15 protein-coding genes are annotated in these 13,871 nt (G+C 73.1%); 7 read left to right on the top strand and 8 right to left on the bottom strand.

Features of this window, described 5'->3' with window-relative positions:
* Nucleotides 1–29 precede the first annotated feature (29 nt).
* Nucleotides 30–689 carry a spherulation-specific family 4 protein gene (locus tag OG247_RS12990; RefSeq protein ID WP_327257451.1) on the top strand — a complete coding sequence of 220 codons (660 nt, stop codon included), beginning with the start codon at nucleotides 30–32 and terminating at the stop codon, nucleotides 687–689.
* The gene (locus OG247_RS12985; RefSeq protein WP_327252385.1) at nucleotides 686–1,540 is read left to right on the top strand and encodes an endo alpha-1,4 polygalactosaminidase; all 855 of its coding nucleotides are present in this window, start codon (nucleotides 686–688) and stop codon (nucleotides 1,538–1,540) included. Before OG247_RS12990 ends, OG247_RS12985 begins: the two co-directional genes overlap by 4 nt.
* A gap of 66 nt (nucleotides 1,541–1,606) precedes the next feature.
* On the opposite strand, the gene OG247_RS12980 is transcribed toward OG247_RS12985, so the two are convergent.
* The 5 genes from OG247_RS12980 to OG247_RS12960 form a co-directional block, all read right to left on the bottom strand.
* Nucleotides 1,607–2,788, bottom strand: coding sequence for a sensor histidine kinase (locus tag OG247_RS12980; RefSeq protein ID WP_327257450.1), 1,182 nt, complete (start codon nucleotides 2,786–2,788; stop codon nucleotides 1,607–1,609).
* Nucleotides 2,789–2,859: 71 nt separating this feature from the next.
* Nucleotides 2,860–3,591 carry a hypothetical protein gene (locus OG247_RS12975; RefSeq protein ID WP_327252384.1) on the bottom strand — a complete coding sequence of 244 codons (732 nt, stop codon included), beginning with the start codon at nucleotides 3,589–3,591 and terminating at the stop codon, nucleotides 2,860–2,862.
* Nucleotides 3,588–5,540, bottom strand: a complete 1,953-nt coding sequence (locus tag OG247_RS12970; RefSeq protein ID WP_327252383.1) for a phosphatidylglycerol lysyltransferase domain-containing protein — start codon at nucleotides 5,538–5,540, stop codon at nucleotides 3,588–3,590. The genes OG247_RS12975 and OG247_RS12970 overlap by 4 nt, the downstream gene beginning before the upstream one ends.
* Nucleotides 5,541–5,622: 82 nt before the next feature.
* The gene (gene cobT, locus OG247_RS12965; protein ID WP_327252382.1) at nucleotides 5,623–6,684 is read right to left on the bottom strand and encodes a nicotinate-nucleotide--dimethylbenzimidazole phosphoribosyltransferase; all 1,062 of its coding nucleotides are present in this window, start codon (nucleotides 6,682–6,684) and stop codon (nucleotides 5,623–5,625) included.
* 119 nt (nucleotides 6,685–6,803) lie between these two features.
* On the bottom strand, nucleotides 6,804–8,009 hold the full coding sequence (locus tag OG247_RS12960) for a bifunctional adenosylcobinamide kinase/adenosylcobinamide-phosphate guanylyltransferase (RefSeq protein ID WP_327252381.1): 1,206 nt from the start codon (nucleotides 8,007–8,009) through the stop codon (nucleotides 6,804–6,806).
* A 104-nt stretch (nucleotides 8,010–8,113) separates the two neighbouring features.
* On the opposite strand from OG247_RS12960, the gene OG247_RS12955 reads away from it, so the two are divergent.
* Nucleotides 8,114–8,326, top strand: coding sequence for a hypothetical protein (locus tag OG247_RS12955; protein ID WP_266909368.1), 213 nt, complete (start codon nucleotides 8,114–8,116; stop codon nucleotides 8,324–8,326).
* Nucleotides 8,327–8,437: 111 nt separating this feature from the next.
* On the opposite strand, the gene OG247_RS12950 is transcribed toward OG247_RS12955, so the two are convergent.
* Both OG247_RS12950 and OG247_RS12945 read right to left on the bottom strand, forming a co-directional pair.
* Nucleotides 8,438–9,160 (bottom strand): class I SAM-dependent methyltransferase, encoded by a 723-nt coding sequence (locus OG247_RS12950; RefSeq protein WP_327257449.1) that lies wholly within the window; start codon nucleotides 9,158–9,160, stop codon nucleotides 8,438–8,440.
* Between the two features lie 89 nt (nucleotides 9,161–9,249).
* Nucleotides 9,250–9,849, bottom strand: a complete 600-nt coding sequence (locus OG247_RS12945; RefSeq protein WP_327252380.1) for a DUF3043 domain-containing protein — start codon at nucleotides 9,847–9,849, stop codon at nucleotides 9,250–9,252.
* Between the two features lie 242 nt (nucleotides 9,850–10,091).
* Between OG247_RS12945 and OG247_RS12940 the strand changes: the two genes are divergently transcribed.
* Together OG247_RS12940 and pspAA are read left to right on the top strand one after the other, a co-directional pair.
* Nucleotides 10,092–10,886 (top strand): PspA/IM30 family protein, encoded by a 795-nt coding sequence (locus OG247_RS12940; RefSeq protein WP_327252379.1) that lies wholly within the window; start codon nucleotides 10,092–10,094, stop codon nucleotides 10,884–10,886.
* 13 nt (nucleotides 10,887–10,899) lie between these two features.
* Entirely contained in the window at nucleotides 10,900–11,178 is a 279-nt protein-coding gene (gene pspAA, locus OG247_RS12935) for a PspA-associated protein PspAA (RefSeq protein WP_327252378.1), read from the top strand.
* A 140-nt stretch (nucleotides 11,179–11,318) separates the two neighbouring features.
* Here pspAA and OG247_RS12930 read toward each other — a convergent pair whose 3' ends face one another.
* Nucleotides 11,319–12,086 carry a hypothetical protein gene (locus OG247_RS12930; protein WP_327252377.1) on the bottom strand — a complete coding sequence of 256 codons (768 nt, stop codon included), beginning with the start codon at nucleotides 12,084–12,086 and terminating at the stop codon, nucleotides 11,319–11,321.
* Nucleotides 12,087–12,156: 70 nt separating this feature from the next.
* On the opposite strand from OG247_RS12930, the gene cobS reads away from it, so the two are divergent.
* Together cobS and OG247_RS12920 are read left to right on the top strand one after the other, a co-directional pair.
* Nucleotides 12,157–12,978: an adenosylcobinamide-GDP ribazoletransferase gene (gene cobS, locus OG247_RS12925; protein ID WP_327252376.1), complete on the top strand. Its 822-nt coding sequence runs from the start codon at nucleotides 12,157–12,159 to the stop codon at nucleotides 12,976–12,978.
* A gap of 73 nt (nucleotides 12,979–13,051) precedes the next feature.
* A complete protein-coding gene (locus OG247_RS12920) occupies nucleotides 13,052–13,768 on the top strand; it encodes a response regulator transcription factor (RefSeq protein WP_327252375.1) in 717 nt (238 codons plus the stop codon).
* Nucleotides 13,769–13,871: the final 103 nt, after the last annotated feature.

Below are 13,871 nucleotides of genomic sequence, written 5' to 3'. Positions count from 1 at the left end.
ACGTGAACCCGTACGAGAAGAAGGACCTCATGCTCCTGGTGCCCCTCTACGAGCACCCCGCCGACCGCCCCGAGTACTGGGAGCGGCTCATCCGCTCCGCGGGCCGGCTGCACTCCGTGGTGCTCAACCCCGCCAGCGGGCCCGGCGAAGCCCCCGACGAGCGGTTCGCCGCCGTCGCGGAAAGGCTCCGCGGGGCCGGGGTGCCCGTCCTGGGGTACGCCGACACCGACTACGGGCGCCGCCCGCACGCCGCCGTGGTTCAGGACCTGCTGCGCCACCGCGACTGGTACGGCACGGACGGGACGTTCCTGGACCAGGCCGCGGCCGGCCCGGAGTTCCTGCCGCACTACCGGCGGCTCGTCGTCGCGGCGCGGGCCGCCGGGGCCCGTACGGTCGTCCTCAACCACGGAGTGCACCCGCACCCGGGCTACGCCGAACTCGCCGACCTGCTCGTCACCTTCGAGGGCCCCTGGGACGCCTACCGGGACGCGGCCGTTCCCCCGTGGACCGCGGACCACCCCGCCCACCGGTTCTGCCACCTCGTCTACGCCGTCCCGCCGGGCGCCCCGGCCGCCGAACTCGCCGAGCGGCTGGCGGCCCAGCGGGGGGCGGGGGTGCACTGCGCGGTCCCGGGGACCGGCGCGCACCCGTGGGGGACCCTGCCGTACGCCCTGGAGGCCGCCGGATGAGACGCCCGCCCACCCGCTCGAAGAGCCGCTGCCGCCTGCTGGTCCACGGTGTCGTCGCCGCCCTGCTGCTCGCGGCCTGCACCTCCGGACCGGACCGGGACCGCGACGAGGAGGCCGTGCCCGACGACCTCTCGCCCGCCCCCGCGCCGGGGGAGCGCTGGCAGCCGGCGCCCGGGGGCAGCTGGCAGTGGCAGCTCACCGGGAAGCTCGACACCTCGGTGAAGGCGGCGGTCTACGACATCGACGGGTTCACCACCACCAAGGAGCAGGTCGCCGAGCTGAAGGCGGCCGGCCGGCGGACCATCTGCTACCTCTCCACCGGTGCCTGGGAGGACTTCCGGCCGGACGCCGGGGCCTTCCCTCCGTCGATGCGCGGGGAGGGCAACGGCTGGGAGGGCGAGCGCTGGCTCGACATCCGGCGGCTCGCGGAACTGGAACCGCTGATCGCCGAACGCTTCGACATGTGCCGGAACAAGGGCTTCGACGCGGTGGAGCCGGACAACATGGACGCCTACCGCAACAAGTCCGGCTTCCCGCTCACCGCGGGCGACCAGCTGAACTACAACCGGCTGATCGTGCGGCTCGCACACGACCGGGGCCTGTCGGTCGGGCTCAAGAACGACCTGGACCAGATCCCGGAGCTGGTGGGGGACTTCGACTTCGCCGTCAACGAGCAGTGCGCCCAGTACGACGAGTGCGGCCGGCTGACCCCGTTCATCGCGGCGGGCAAGGCGGTCTTCCACGTGGAGTACGAGCTCCCGGCGAGCCGGTTCTGCCCGGCCTCGCGCGAGCTGAAGCTCAGCTCGCTGGAGAAGAAGTACGACCTCGGAGCCTGGCGAAAGGCCTGCTGACCGCCTGCCTACGGCCTACCGCCTACCGCCTACCGCCTACTGAGCGTCGGCCGGGCCGCCCGCCGCTCAGCCCACCGGAAGGATCGCGTGCACCCGGTAGCCGCCCCCGAAGCGGGGCCCGGCGAAGCAGGAGCCGCCCAGGGCCACGGCCCGCTCGCGCATGCCGAGCAGGCCGTGCCCGCCGCCGGGATCGCCGGGTTCCGGCGAGGGGTCCGCCGCGGAGCCGCCGTCGTCCAGCACGGTCACCTCCACCGAGCCGCCCACCCGCACCACGCTGACCTCGGCTCCGGCCCCCGGACCCGCGTGCTTGCGGACGTTGGTCAGCGCCTCCTGGATCACCCGGTACGCCGCCAGGTCCACGGCGGCCGGCAGCGGAACCGACGCGGCCGGGCCCAGCTGGACCATCACCTTCACCGGGAGCCCGGCGTGCCGGAAGGTTCCCACCAGGTCGTCCAGGACCGCCAGCCCGGGCGCGGGCTCGGTCGGCGCCTCCGGGTCGCCGGACTGGCGCAGCAGCCCGACGGTCGCCCGCAGCTCGTTCAGGGCCGAGCGGCTGGCGTCCCGTACGTGCGCCAGGGCCTCCTTGGCCTGGTCCGGGCGCTTGTCCATCACGTGCGCGGCCACCCCCGCCTGCACGTTGACCAGGGCGATGTGATGGGCCACCACGTCGTGCAGGTCCCGGGCGATCCGCAGCCGCTCCTCGGCGACCCGGCGCCGGGCCTCCTCCTCACGGGTCCGCTCGGCGCGCTCGGCCCGCTCCTGGATGGCGTCGATGAACGCCCGGCGGCTGCGCACCGCGTCCCCGGCGGCCGCGGCCATGCCGGTCCAGGCGAAGATGCCGAGGTTCTCCTGCGCGTACCAGGGCAGCGGTCCGGCCAGCATGGCCACGCCCGTCAGCCCGGCCATGGTGAGCAGGCCGAGCCTCCAGGTGGTGGGCCGGTCGGTGCGGGAGGCCACCGTGTAGAGGGCGATCACCGTGCACATGGCGACGGGTGCCCGCGGCTCCCCGGTGGTCAGCTCCAGCAGCGAGAGCCCGACGGCCACGGCCAGCACCGCGCGCGGCCGCCGGCGCCGCAGCACCAGGGTGCCCGCGCCGAGCACCATGAGGACCAGTGAGAAGGGCTCGGGGGTGCGGGTCCCGAAGGTCGGCCCGTGCTCCCCGTGCGGGTCGGCGAAGGACCCGACGACCATGGCGACGAGCGCCCCGAACGCCAGTACGGCGTCGGTGGCCAGCGGGTGGTCCCGCATCCACTGCCGCGTGGGGGCGAGCGGCCCGAGGTGTGTCGTCACCCCGATACGGTACGGCCCCGCGCGCGCTTTCAGACCCGGGGCGGCGGGGCGGGAGGCGCCGCGGGCCCGGGGGCGGGCGGGCGCCGCCCGAGCGGGGCGCGGGAGCGCTCCGGGCCCCACTTGGCCCGGACCAGGCAGATCAGCATCACCGCGGCGATGGCGGCCAGGTGTTCCTTGCCCGCCAGGTTGTCCTTGAAGAGCAGCTCGCCGATCATGACCAGGATCACGACGGATCCGGTCAGGTACGCCCGGTAGCGCCAGCAGACGTACACGGCGAGCCCGACCACCGCCGCCGAGGGCCCGGTGTCGTTGACGATCCGGTCCGACGCGGGCAGGCCGAAGGGGTGGTCCGGGCCCAGCGAGAGCCCGATCCGCGCGTACGTGGTCCCGGCCAGGGTGGCCACGTAGCCGATGACCAGCGTGCGCCACCAGCCGATGCAGATCTCAGAGATCCCGAAGACGAGCAGGATCTGCGCGAGCGCGCCCCACACCGGCAGGTCCAGCGCCGGGACGAACAGCGACAGCGGGGTCCGCAGCAGGGCCAGCCAGAGCGGGTCGACGGCCTTGACCGACCCGAGGTCCTGCACCGGCTGGAAGCCCCATGAGGTCTGCTGCACGACCTGGAAGACCGCGGTCAGGCAGACCGCGCCGAGGGTCATCGGGATCGCCCGCCACTTGTCGCGGACGAGCGCGTCCCGGACCGTCCGGTACAGGGGCCCCCACTCGCGGCGGGCGAACCGCCGCAGTGAGGCAGTGCTCAACGCTTGCTCTCCAGATGTCTGCGGTGCATCCACTTCGGCAGCCCGGGTGCTTCCAGGAAGCCCTCGGCCCGGCCCGCCGCGATCCCGATCCGCAGCAGGTCCGAACTCTTCTCGAAGAGCATGAACCGCGGTTCCCAGATCGGCCGGTATTTGGCGTTGGCCCGGTAGAGGGACTCGATCTGCCACCAGCGCGAGAAGAAGCTCAGCAGCGAGCGCCACAGACGCAGCACCGGACCGGCGCCGAGCTTCGACCCGCGCTCGAAGACGGAACGGAACATCGCGAAGTTCAGCGAGACCTGTGTGACCCCGATCTCCTTTGACCGCTCCAGGAGTTCGATGACCATGAACTCCATCAGACCGTTCTCGGAATCCCGGTCGCGGCGCATCAGGTCCAGGGAGAGGCCCTTGGGTCCCCAGGGGACGAAGGACAGCACGGCGCGCAGCTCGCCCGCGCCGTCGAAGCACTCCAGCATCACGCACTGGCCGTCGCCGGGATCGCCCAGCCGGCCCAGTGCCATCGAGAAGCCGCGCTCGGTCGCGCCGTCGCGCCAGTCGTCGGCGCGCAGCAGGAGTACGTCCATCTCCTCGGCCGGGATGTCGGCGTGGCGGCGGATGCGGACGGTGTACCCGGCCCGCTTGACCCGGTTGTACGCCTGGCGGACGGTCCGCATGGCGCGGCCTTCCAGGGTGAACTCGTCGGTCTCCACGATGGCCTCGTCGCCGAGCTCCAGCGCGTCCAGTCCGTGCCGGGCGTAGATCTGCCCGGCTTCCTCGCTCGCGCCCATCACGGCGGGGACCCAGCCGTGCTCGCGGGCCTCGGCCAGCCACGGGTCGATGGCGCCGGGCCAGGCCTCGGGGTCGCCGATCGGGTCGCCGGAGGCCAGTGAGACCCCGCCGACGACGCGGTAGGTGACCGCGGCCTTGCCGGTGGGGGACCAGATGACGGACTTCTCGCGGCGCAGCGCGAAGTAGCCCAGCGAGTCGCGGTCGCCGTGCCGGGCGAGCAGCAGACGGAGCTTCTCCTCGTCCTCCTCGCCGATCGGGTCCACGGCGCGGCGCGAGCGGAAGGCCGCGAACAGGACGGCGAGCAGCAGCAGCGTGGACATCACGTTGATCGCCACGTCCACCCAGCCCGGGGTGGTGATCGTGTTGTATGCCTTGTCGTCCGGCGCCAGGGTGACCAGCCGCATCACGCCGTACCGCCAGCGGGCCAGGAACGTGGCGTCCGCGGCGTCCGGATCGGTGTTGGTCGCGCCGACGAGCAGGGCGGCGACCAGCGAGGTCACCAGCAGGCCGACGGAGGCGACCAGGCTGGCCAGCAGCGGGTTGGAGCGGTCTCCCTTGGCGTAGAACTCCCGGCGGCCCAGCAGCAGGGCGCCGACGAAGAGCGCGGTCAGCCCGAAGGCCACCCAGTTCTGCGGGTGGACGCGGAACTCCGGATAGCAGAACTCGTACGAGCCCCCCGAGCACGGGGTGAAGGAGGCCACGGCGGCCATCGCGAAGGCCGCCAGGAGCAGCCCGCTGAGCACGAGGTTCAAGATCCAGGCCGCGCGTTTGCGGCGGCCCATGGTGGCGGTGAGCAGCAGCGAGAACGCCGCGGAGGCGAAGCCCGCCGTGAGCAGGTACGGGGTGTAGAAATCGGCGGTGCTGTGCCGGCGCAGGTCCTGGCCGAGCGAGAACCACACCGCGCTGAGCAGGTTGACGAAGGTGACGGCACGCAAATACCACACCGCGAAGGTGGCGCTGCGCCGCGAGCGGACGCTGCCCCGGCCGCTTCCCCGGGTGTCTCCCTGGGCACTGGTGTTGGCATTGGCATTGGCATTGGCCTGGGGGTTGGCCTGGGCGTTCCCCCGCCCGCCCCCCGGATTGTTTCTGCCGTTCGGATCCCCACCGGTTCCTCGGTCGGTCTTCCGATCGGTCTCTGCGCTGGTCAAACGGACCTCTCCCATAAAAAGCGATGATATGGGGCATCGCGGTCCGTGCTTCGCTCCGGAGGACCGCGGCCTGGTCGAGGCCGCGGGCTCCTGCGACTCATTCGGTGGGCTCGGCCGCTCGTTCGGGGAGTTCCGCCGCGAGTGCGGCGGCCGCCTGGACGAGGGGAAGAGCCAGCAGCGCCCCGGTTCCTTCTCCCACAGTGACGCCGTGGTCGAGCACGGGGTTGAGCGCCATCCGGTCCAGTGCCTTGGCCTGGCCGGGCTCTCCGCTGGCCTGTCCGGCCAGCCACCAGTCCGGGGCCCGGAAAGCGGCCCGCTGGGCCACCAGCCCGCAGGCCGCCGAAACGACCCCGTCGAGGATCACGGGGGTACGGCGCACCGCGCACTGGAGCAGGAAGCCGGTGATCGCGGCGACGTCGGCGCCGCCGACCGTCGCGAGCAGCGCGACCTGATCCCCGAGGACGGGCCGGGCGCGTCGCAGCGCGTCGCGGATCGCCGCGCACTTGCGCATCCAGGTCAGGTCGTCGATCGGCATGCCGCCGCGGCCGGTGACCACGGAGGCGTCGGTGCCGCACAGGGCGGCGACGAGGGTCGCGGCGACGGTGGTCCCGCCGACGCTCAGGTCACCGAGGACGACCAGGTCGGTCCCGGAGTCGGCCTCCTCGTCGGCGATCTGCATCCCGAGGCGCAGCGCGGCCTCGGCCTCCTCGGTCGTCAGCGCGTCCTCGACGTCGATCCGCCCGCTCCCGCGCCGGACGCGGTGCTTGGTGATCTCCTGGGGCAGCAGGTCGAGATGGCAGTCCAGGCCGGCGTCCACGATCCGTACGGAGGCGCCGAACCGCGCGGCCAGGACCGCCACCGGGCTCCGCCCGTCCAGGACGGCGCGCACCAACTCGTGGGCGCTGCCGGCGGGACGCACGGAGACCCCCTCGGAGGCCACCCCGTGGTCGGCGGCGAACAGCACGACGCGGGGCCGCTCGATCGGCTTGACCGGTACCCGCCCCTGCGCGGCGGCGAGCCACTCGGCGAGTTCGTCGAGCCGCCCCAGCGCCCCGATCGGCACGGCCAGCCGTTCACGGCGTTCCTCGGCGTCACGCCGGACGCCCCCGTCGGGGCGCTCGATCAGATCGGAGAAGTCGTCGAGATTCAGCGTGGTCATTTGCCAGAGGGTACAGCGGCCCCCAGGGCCTGTCGTCAAACTCCCGTCTGCCCCGCGACGCCTGGCCCCAGCGGTGCCCGAACGGTCCGTGCGCCGCGTTCCGTTGCCGGTGCCCGCGGCTATTGCTTGAGGACCAGAGCCTGCCCCGCCACCACCAGGAGGACGTGCTCGCACTCCCCGGCGACCCCCGCGTTCAGCCGCCCCAGCTCGTCCCGGAACCGGCGCCCCGACGCGGTCGCGGGGACCACGCCCGAGCCGACCTCGTTACTGACCAGCACCACCGGCCGGCGGGTCGCGCGGACGGCCGCCACGAGCGATGCGGTCCGTTCCCGCAGCTCCGCGGCGCCCTTGTCCGCCCAGACCGCGTCGTCCCAGGCCCCGGCCCGGTCCATGGCGTCCGTGAGCCACAGCGCCAGGCAGTCGACGAGCAGGGCCGGGCCGTCCTGCTCCAGCAGCGGCACCAGATCGCAGGTCTCCACCGTCCGCCAGGAAGCCGCCCTGCGCTCGCGGTGGAGCCCGACCCGCGCCGCCCATTCCGCATCGCCCTCGCGGGTACCGCCGGTGGCCACGTAGACGACCTCCGGGTAGCCGGTCAGCCGGCGCTCGGCCTCGTACGACTTGCCCGAGCGGGCACCGCCCAGGACCAGGGTCCGCCGCGGCACCTCCGGCGCCGGCCGGTACTCCCCGGCCGCCACCGTGGTCCCGTCCGCCACCGTCCGCGCGCCCGCGGCCGCGCACCGGCGCTCCAGTTCCGCTCCCGGCGGGGTGTCGTGGTCCAGGTGGACGGCGATCACGTCCGTCGCCGGGCCCACCGCCCCGCTGGCCCGAAGCCGCGCCAGCGCCTCCGGCCGGCCGAGCACGTCCGCGAGGACCACGTCGTACGGGCGCCGCCCGCTGGTGCCCGAGGTCCCGGCCGGGGCGCCGCCCGGCGGCAGGTACAGCATCCGGGCGCCGTCCGGCCCGGTCACCTCGTACCCGGTGCCCGGCGCGTCCATCGGCACGGCCCGCACCCGGTGCCCCGAGATCACCGCGAGCTCCCGCCCGTCCGGCACCCGCCCTGCCGCCGGCAGCCCCGGCGGCAGCTCCACGGCGGGGCCGTCGTGCGGGTGGGTCAGCAGGACCTGCCGTACGGCGGCCAGCGAATGCCCCGCCCGGGCGCCGGCGAGCACCGCCCCGGGGGTCAGGTCCAGCAGCAGCGCCCCGTCCACGAGCACGGAGGTGGCGGCGCGCGCCCGGGGCCCCACGGAGAGCGCGCAGGCGGCGCAGGGACAGCCGGGGCGGGGCAGTCCTTCGGGTGTGCCGGTGCCGAGCAGAGTGAGTTCCACAGGATGATCCTCCCGCGTCGCCGGGACTGCTGCGCGCCCGGTTAGTCTGCGGGCACACTCAAGGCGAGAAGCGTGTGAGAAGCGGACGAGCAACGGAGGCGGACATGGCGTGGACGTGGCGGTTCGAGACGGCCGACGGCGATGAGACGAGCCCGTCGGTGGTGCCGGAGGAGTTCACCACGCAGGGGGACGCCGAATCCTGGATCGGCGAGTACTGGAAGGACCTCCTCGAGGGCGGTACGGAACAGGTGAAGCTGTCCGACGACAACGGGGTCCAGCTCTACACGATGAGCCTGCGCGAGGCCGCCGAACTCTAACCGGCGCCGACCGGTTCCGGCCGGGTGCGCGAGAGCCCGGACTCCCTCGGGGGTCCGGGCTCTGCCGTGCAAGGGGTGCTCGGGCGCTCGTGCAAAGGGGTGCTCGGGCGCTCAGCCCCGTACGCCGCACAGGTGCAGCAGCGCGGCGACCCCGCGGTAGGGGTCGGTCCGCCCGGCGCGGTCCTCGGCGGCGAGCAGCCTCTCCAGCTCCTCGTCGGCGGGGAGCTGGTCCCCGGCCTCGGTGCCGTCGGTGAAGACGCGCACGCCGTACCAGGTCTGCAGCGGGGCGCCGATCCCCGACAGGGTCGCGGTCAGCGTGGCCAGCCGGTCGGCGCGTACGTCCAGGCCCAGCCGGTTCCTGTAGTCGACGCCGTCGAAGGCCGCCAGCGCGGCCGTCCAGTCGCCGTGCAGGCCGGGCCGCATCGCGAGGGCGTCGCCGTTGCGCACCAGCAGGGACAGCAGTCCGCCGGGGGCCAGCATCCGGGCGAGGCCGGCGAGCATGGCGTCCGGCTCGGGCACGTACATGAGGACGCCGTGGCAGAGCACGACGTCGAAGCTGCCCGGCAGGAAGTGTGCGCCGGTCTCCCGGCCGTCGCCCTCCATGAGGCGGACGCGGTCCTGGATCCCGGGGGGCTCGGCGGCCAGCACCTCACGGGCGACGGCCAGCATGGCCGGGTCCTGCTCCAGCCCGGTCACCATGTGCCCGGCTCGGGCCAGGCGCAGCGCCTGGGTGCCCTGGCCCATGCCGACGTCGAGGACGCGCAGCCGCTGCCCCACGGGGAAGCGGTGCGCGATCTGCTCGTCGACCTGACGGCCGACGAGTTCTTGGCGCACCACGTTGCGGAGCCCGCCCAGGCCTTCGAGCCAAAGCCGGGCCCCGTCCGTGAAGCCACCCCCGCCGAACGCTCCGGGCGTTCCTCGGCTCAGGGCCGTTCCCCGCGCTTGACCTGCGGCTTCGGCAGACGCAGTCGGCGCATCTGGAGCGTGCGCATCAGGCCGTACGCGACGGCGCCGCGCTTGGGCTCGTTCGGGAAGCGCTCGTTCAGGGCCTTGCGCAGGCGGATGAACATGCCGATGGAGTCGACGATGATCAGCGCGATCACGCCGAGCCACAGCAGGAGCGCGATGTTCTGGATGGACGGCACCCGCACCATGCTCAGCACCAGGATGATCACGGCCAGCGGCAGGAACATCTCGGCGACGGAGAAGCGGGAGTCCACGAAGTCGCGCACGTACCTGCGCACGGGACCCTTGTCGCGGTTGGGCAGATAACGCTCGTCGCCATTGGCGAGGGCCTCGCGCTGCTTGGTCATCTCGACCCGGCGGCGCTCACGAGCTCGCTTGGCATCCTCCTTGCGGTTGCCGGTCGAGGCCACCACGGCCTTGCGCTGCGACTGGGCCACAGCACGCTTCGGCGTCGGGCGGCCCTTCGGGGCCTGAGGGTCACGGGACTGCGAGAGGTCGGCGCTCACCTTGTCGGTGGCGGCGTCCTTCTCTTCCTTGGAGGATCGGCTACCAAACACAAAACCCAAGGGTACGTGGTTGAGGGCACGCGCCCCATCCCGGCGGGGAACGATCCGGCAACGGCGGGCGTCCTTCCTGGGGGAAGCACCTACTCCTTACGCCTGACACGGCGGACGAGCAGTCGTCCTGGAGGAGGAGCGCATCCCCGCTCGAACAGTGCGGTAATAGAGACAGGGCCCGTACTGTGGGTCTTGTTGGTGACCTGGAGCACAGTCCGTCTAGAAGGGGGCGCGCGAAGCCCATGAGCGGTGTCATGAAGCGTATGGGGATGATCTTCCGCGCGAAGGCGAACAAGGCCCTGGACCGGGCCGAGGACCCGCGCGAGACCCTCGACTACTCGTACCAGAAGCAGCTGGAGCTGCTTCAGAAGGTGCGCCGCGGCGTTGCCGACGTGGCGACCTCCCGCAAGCGGCTGGAACTGCAGCTCAACCAGCTCCAGGGCCAGTCCAGCAAGCTGGAGGACCAGGGCCGCAAGGCGCTGGCCCTGGGCCGCGAGGACCTGGCCCGTGAGGCCCTGTCCCGCCGCGCCTCGCTGCAGCAGCAGGTCAGCGACCTGGAGGTGCAGCACCAGACCCTCCAGGGCGAGGAGGAGAAGCTGACCCTCGCCGCGCAGCGGCTGCAGGCCAAGGTGGACGCCTTCCGCACGAAGAAGGAGACCATCAAGGCCACGTACACGGCCGCCCAGGCGCAGACGCGGATCGCCGAGTCCTTCTCCGGCATCTCCGAGGAGATGAGCGACGTCGGCCTCGCCATCCAGCGCGCCGAGGACAAGACGGCGCAGCTCCAGGCCCGCGCCGGCGCGATCGACGAGCTGCTGGCCTCCGGCGCGCTCGACGACCAGAGCGGCCTCGGCTCCAAGGACGACATCCAGGCCGAGCTCGACCGCCTCTCCGGCGGGACGGACGTGGAGCTGGAGCTCCAGCGCATGAAGGCCGAGCTGGCGGGCGGCACCTCCGCCCCGCAGTCGGCCATCGAGGGCGGCGCCCCGGGCGCCGGCCAGCAGCCGCAGACCCAGCACCGGTTCGACAAGCAGTAGGACGGGGCCCGTCATGATTGTCCGCATCATGGGGGAAGGTCAGGTGGAGCTGGCGGACAGCCACTTCACCGAGCTCAACAAGCTGGACGACGAACTGCTCGCGGAGATGGAGAGCGGTGACGAGGCAGGCTTCCGGCGCACGCTGGGCGAGCTCCTCGAAGCCGTACGGCGGCTCGGCAGACCGCTGCCCGACGAGGCGCTGGAGCCGTCGGAGCTGATCCTGCCCGCCCCCGACGCCTCACTGGACGAGGTGCGGGAGATGCTCAGCGACGACGGCCTGATCCCGGGCTGATCCCGGGCCGGGCCGCGGGCCGCGACGCGGGCCGCGACGCGGGCCGCGACGCGGGCCGTGGCCGTGGCCGTACGACGTGAACGCGAGGGCCCGTCCCCGAGGGGGCGGGCCCTCGCGCCGTCTCCGTAGCGGCCGCCGGGTCAGTGCGGCTTCTTCGTGACGGCCTTCTGCTCCGGGTCGGGCGTGCCGCCGATGAAGTTCTCGAACCTGCGCCGCGGCGAGGCCCACCGCCGGTCGTGGTGGAAGGCGCGCAGCCCGGCCTTGGCGCGGGCCTTCGGGCGGTTGGCGTAGAACTTCTTCGCGTACGGGGAACCGGGCCGGGCGAGGCGGATCGCGCCGATCAGCGCGACGAAGGGGATGACCGTGCCGAAGAACGCGGTGCGCGGTTTGCCCTTCCACAGGGCGATCAGGGCGAGGAAGAAGTTGGTCGCCGTGTTCATGGCGACCAGGCCGCGGTTGTGCCGCTCGTCCTCGGTGAGGTCGTTGACCCCGAAGGGCAGGAAGCCGCCCAGCACCAGCGCCACGATCGCCGCCGTCAGGACCACGATCTCCACGCTCTTGCGCCCCTGCTCGCTCCAGTAGACGTCGTCCAGGTGCAGGATCAGCGCGAACTCGTCCAGCACCAGCCCCGCGCCCAGCCCGAAGATCACGGCCGACAGCCCCGCCCCGAAGCTGTGCCGGGCGCTGCCGATCGCGCCGAAACCGCCGATGATCACGAGGATCACGCCGGGAACCACGTGGTGGATGTGCATGCCGCCCGGGGTGACGTTCTTGAAGGGTCCCCGGCCCGCCCGGATCATGCGGGTGATCACCCGGGTGACCAGGAAGGACAGGACGAAGGAGACCAGCGCGAGGAGCAGCGGGAGCTTCCCCGGCTCCATAATGTTGCGATACCACCAGTGACCCATGCCACCACCTCACCATTTGGGGCGTTATGGGTAACTTACCGGTCCCGTCGAGCGGGTAGCGTTCGCGCCGATGACAGATTCGTACGACGGCCCGCCCCTGACCCCGCCCCCGGACCGGGCCTCCCTGCTCGACGGGGTCCGCTTCGCCTTCGGCACGCTCACCGTGCTGCCCGCGCGCATCACCCGCTGGGACCGTCCCGCCGCCCGCACCGGCATGGCCTGCGCCCCGCTCGCCGGGCTCGTCGTGGGGCTCCTCGCCGCCGTGCCCGGGGTGCTCCTGCTGCTGTGCGGCGGTGGCCCGCTGCTCGCCGCGGCCGTCACCGTCGCCGTACCGGCGGCCCTGACCCGCGGCCTGCACCTGGACGGCCTCGCCGACACGGTGGACGGACTGGGCAGCGCCAAGCCGGCCGACGCCGCGCTGCGCATCATGAAGCAGTCCGACATCGGCCCCTTCGGGGTGGTGGCGCTGGTGTTCGTGCTGCTGGTCCAGGTCGCGGCGCTGGCCGACGTGTACGCCGACAGCTGGACCCGGGGTGCGCTGGCCGCCGTGGTCGCGGCCGTCACCGCCCGGCTCGCCATGACCCTGGCCTCCCGCGACGGGGTCCCCCCGGCCCGCCCCGAAGGACTGGGCGCGGCGGTCGCCGGAGTCGTCCCCTTCCGCACCGCCGCCCGGGTCGCCGTGCTCACGGTGCTCCTGTCCGCCGCCGCCGCGCTGCCGATGGGCCTGCCGGTCGCCGCGCAGCACGCGGTGGCGGTCCTGGCCGCCCTGTTGGCGGCGGAAGCCCTGCTCCGGCGCTGCGTGCGCCGCTTCGACGGGGTCACCGGCGACGTGTTCGGAGCCCTGGCCGAGGTCTCGGCGACGACGGCCCTGGTGGTACTGGCCCTGGGCTAGGCCGTCTGGCCGGTACCGCCTGGCCGGCGCCGCCGGTCCGGGCCCGCCGCGCGGGACGACGTAGGGTCGGGGCGTGGAAGAGACCTTGAACCAGGCCCCGACGCCCATCCGGGTGCTCCTCGCCGACGACCAGGCCCTGCTGCGCAGCGCGTTCAAGGTGCTCGTCGACTCCGAGGCCGACATGTGCGTCGTCGGGGAGGCCTCCGACGGGGCGCAGGCCTTCGAGCTGGCGCGCACGGCCCGGCCCGACGTCGTGCTCATGGACATCCGGATGCCCGGCACCGACGGGCTCGCCGCCACCCGGCTGATCAGCGCCGACCCCGAACTCGCCGCCGTGCGCGTGGTGATGCTGACGACCTTCGAGGTGGACGAGTACGTGGCGGCGGCCCTGCGGGCGGGCGCCTCCGGGTTCCTCGGCAAGGGCGCCGAGCCGGAGGAACTGCTCAACGCCATCCGCGTCGCCGCCGCCGGCGACGCGCTGCTCTCCCCGGCCGCCACCAAGGGGCTCATCGCCACCTTCCTCGCGCAGGGCGGCGGCGACGGGACCACCCCCGCCGCGGGCGCGGCCCACGTACAGCGCCTCGCCGCGCTGACCGGACGCGAGCGCGAGGTCCTCGTCCTCGTGGCGGCGGGCCTGTCCAACGACGAGATCGCCCGCAGGCTGGAAGTCAGCCCGCTCACCGTCAAGACCCACGTGAACCGGGCCATGTCCAAACTCGGTGCCCGTGACAGGGCGCAATTGGTGGTCATCGCGTATGAATCGGGACTAGTCCGGCCCAGGACCGAGTAATTCCGGGGAGTTCCGCGGGAGTCCGGAGCACTTCGGAGTAGGCCCGCCTACTGCGGACGCGGTATGCCCCGGATAAGGACGGGACCTGGGGGCGACGTCGGCG

The sequence above is a fragment of the Streptomyces sp. NBC_01244 genome (genome assembly GCF_035987325.1).
Classification (GTDB): domain Bacteria; phylum Actinomycetota; class Actinomycetes; order Streptomycetales; family Streptomycetaceae; genus Streptomyces.
Note: the sequence above shows the minus strand (reverse complement) of the source record. Positions and strands in the feature narration are given on the sequence as shown.

What these genes read in the sequence shown, in the direction of transcription:
- cobT (WP_327252382.1), bottom strand. Translation starts at nt 6,684, where the DNA reads ATGACCACGCTGAATCTCGACGACTTCTCCGATCTGATCGAGCGCCCC.
- OG247_RS12980 (WP_327257450.1), bottom strand. Translation starts at nt 2,788, where the DNA reads ATGCGGGACCACCCGCTGGCCACCGACGCCGTACTGGCGTTCGGGGCG.
- OG247_RS12990 (WP_327257451.1), top strand. Translation starts at nt 30, where the DNA reads ATGCTCCTGGTGCCCCTCTACGAGCACCCCGCCGACCGCCCCGAGTAC.
- cobS (WP_327252376.1), top strand. Translation starts at nt 12,157, where the DNA reads ATGACAGATTCGTACGACGGCCCGCCCCTGACCCCGCCCCCGGACCGG.
- OG247_RS12985 (WP_327252385.1), top strand. Translation starts at nt 686, where the DNA reads ATGAGACGCCCGCCCACCCGCTCGAAGAGCCGCTGCCGCCTGCTGGTC.
- OG247_RS12970 (WP_327252383.1), bottom strand. Translation starts at nt 5,540, where the DNA reads ATGGGAGAGGTCCGTTTGACCAGCGCAGAGACCGATCGGAAGACCGAC.
- OG247_RS12940 (WP_327252379.1), top strand. Translation starts at nt 10,092, where the DNA reads ATGAGCGGTGTCATGAAGCGTATGGGGATGATCTTCCGCGCGAAGGCG.
- OG247_RS12930 (WP_327252377.1), bottom strand. Translation starts at nt 12,086, where the DNA reads ATGGGTCACTGGTGGTATCGCAACATTATGGAGCCGGGGAAGCTCCCG.
- pspAA (WP_327252378.1), top strand. Translation starts at nt 10,900, where the DNA reads ATGATTGTCCGCATCATGGGGGAAGGTCAGGTGGAGCTGGCGGACAGC.
- OG247_RS12955 (WP_266909368.1), top strand. Translation starts at nt 8,114, where the DNA reads ATGGCGTGGACGTGGCGGTTCGAGACGGCCGACGGCGATGAGACGAGC.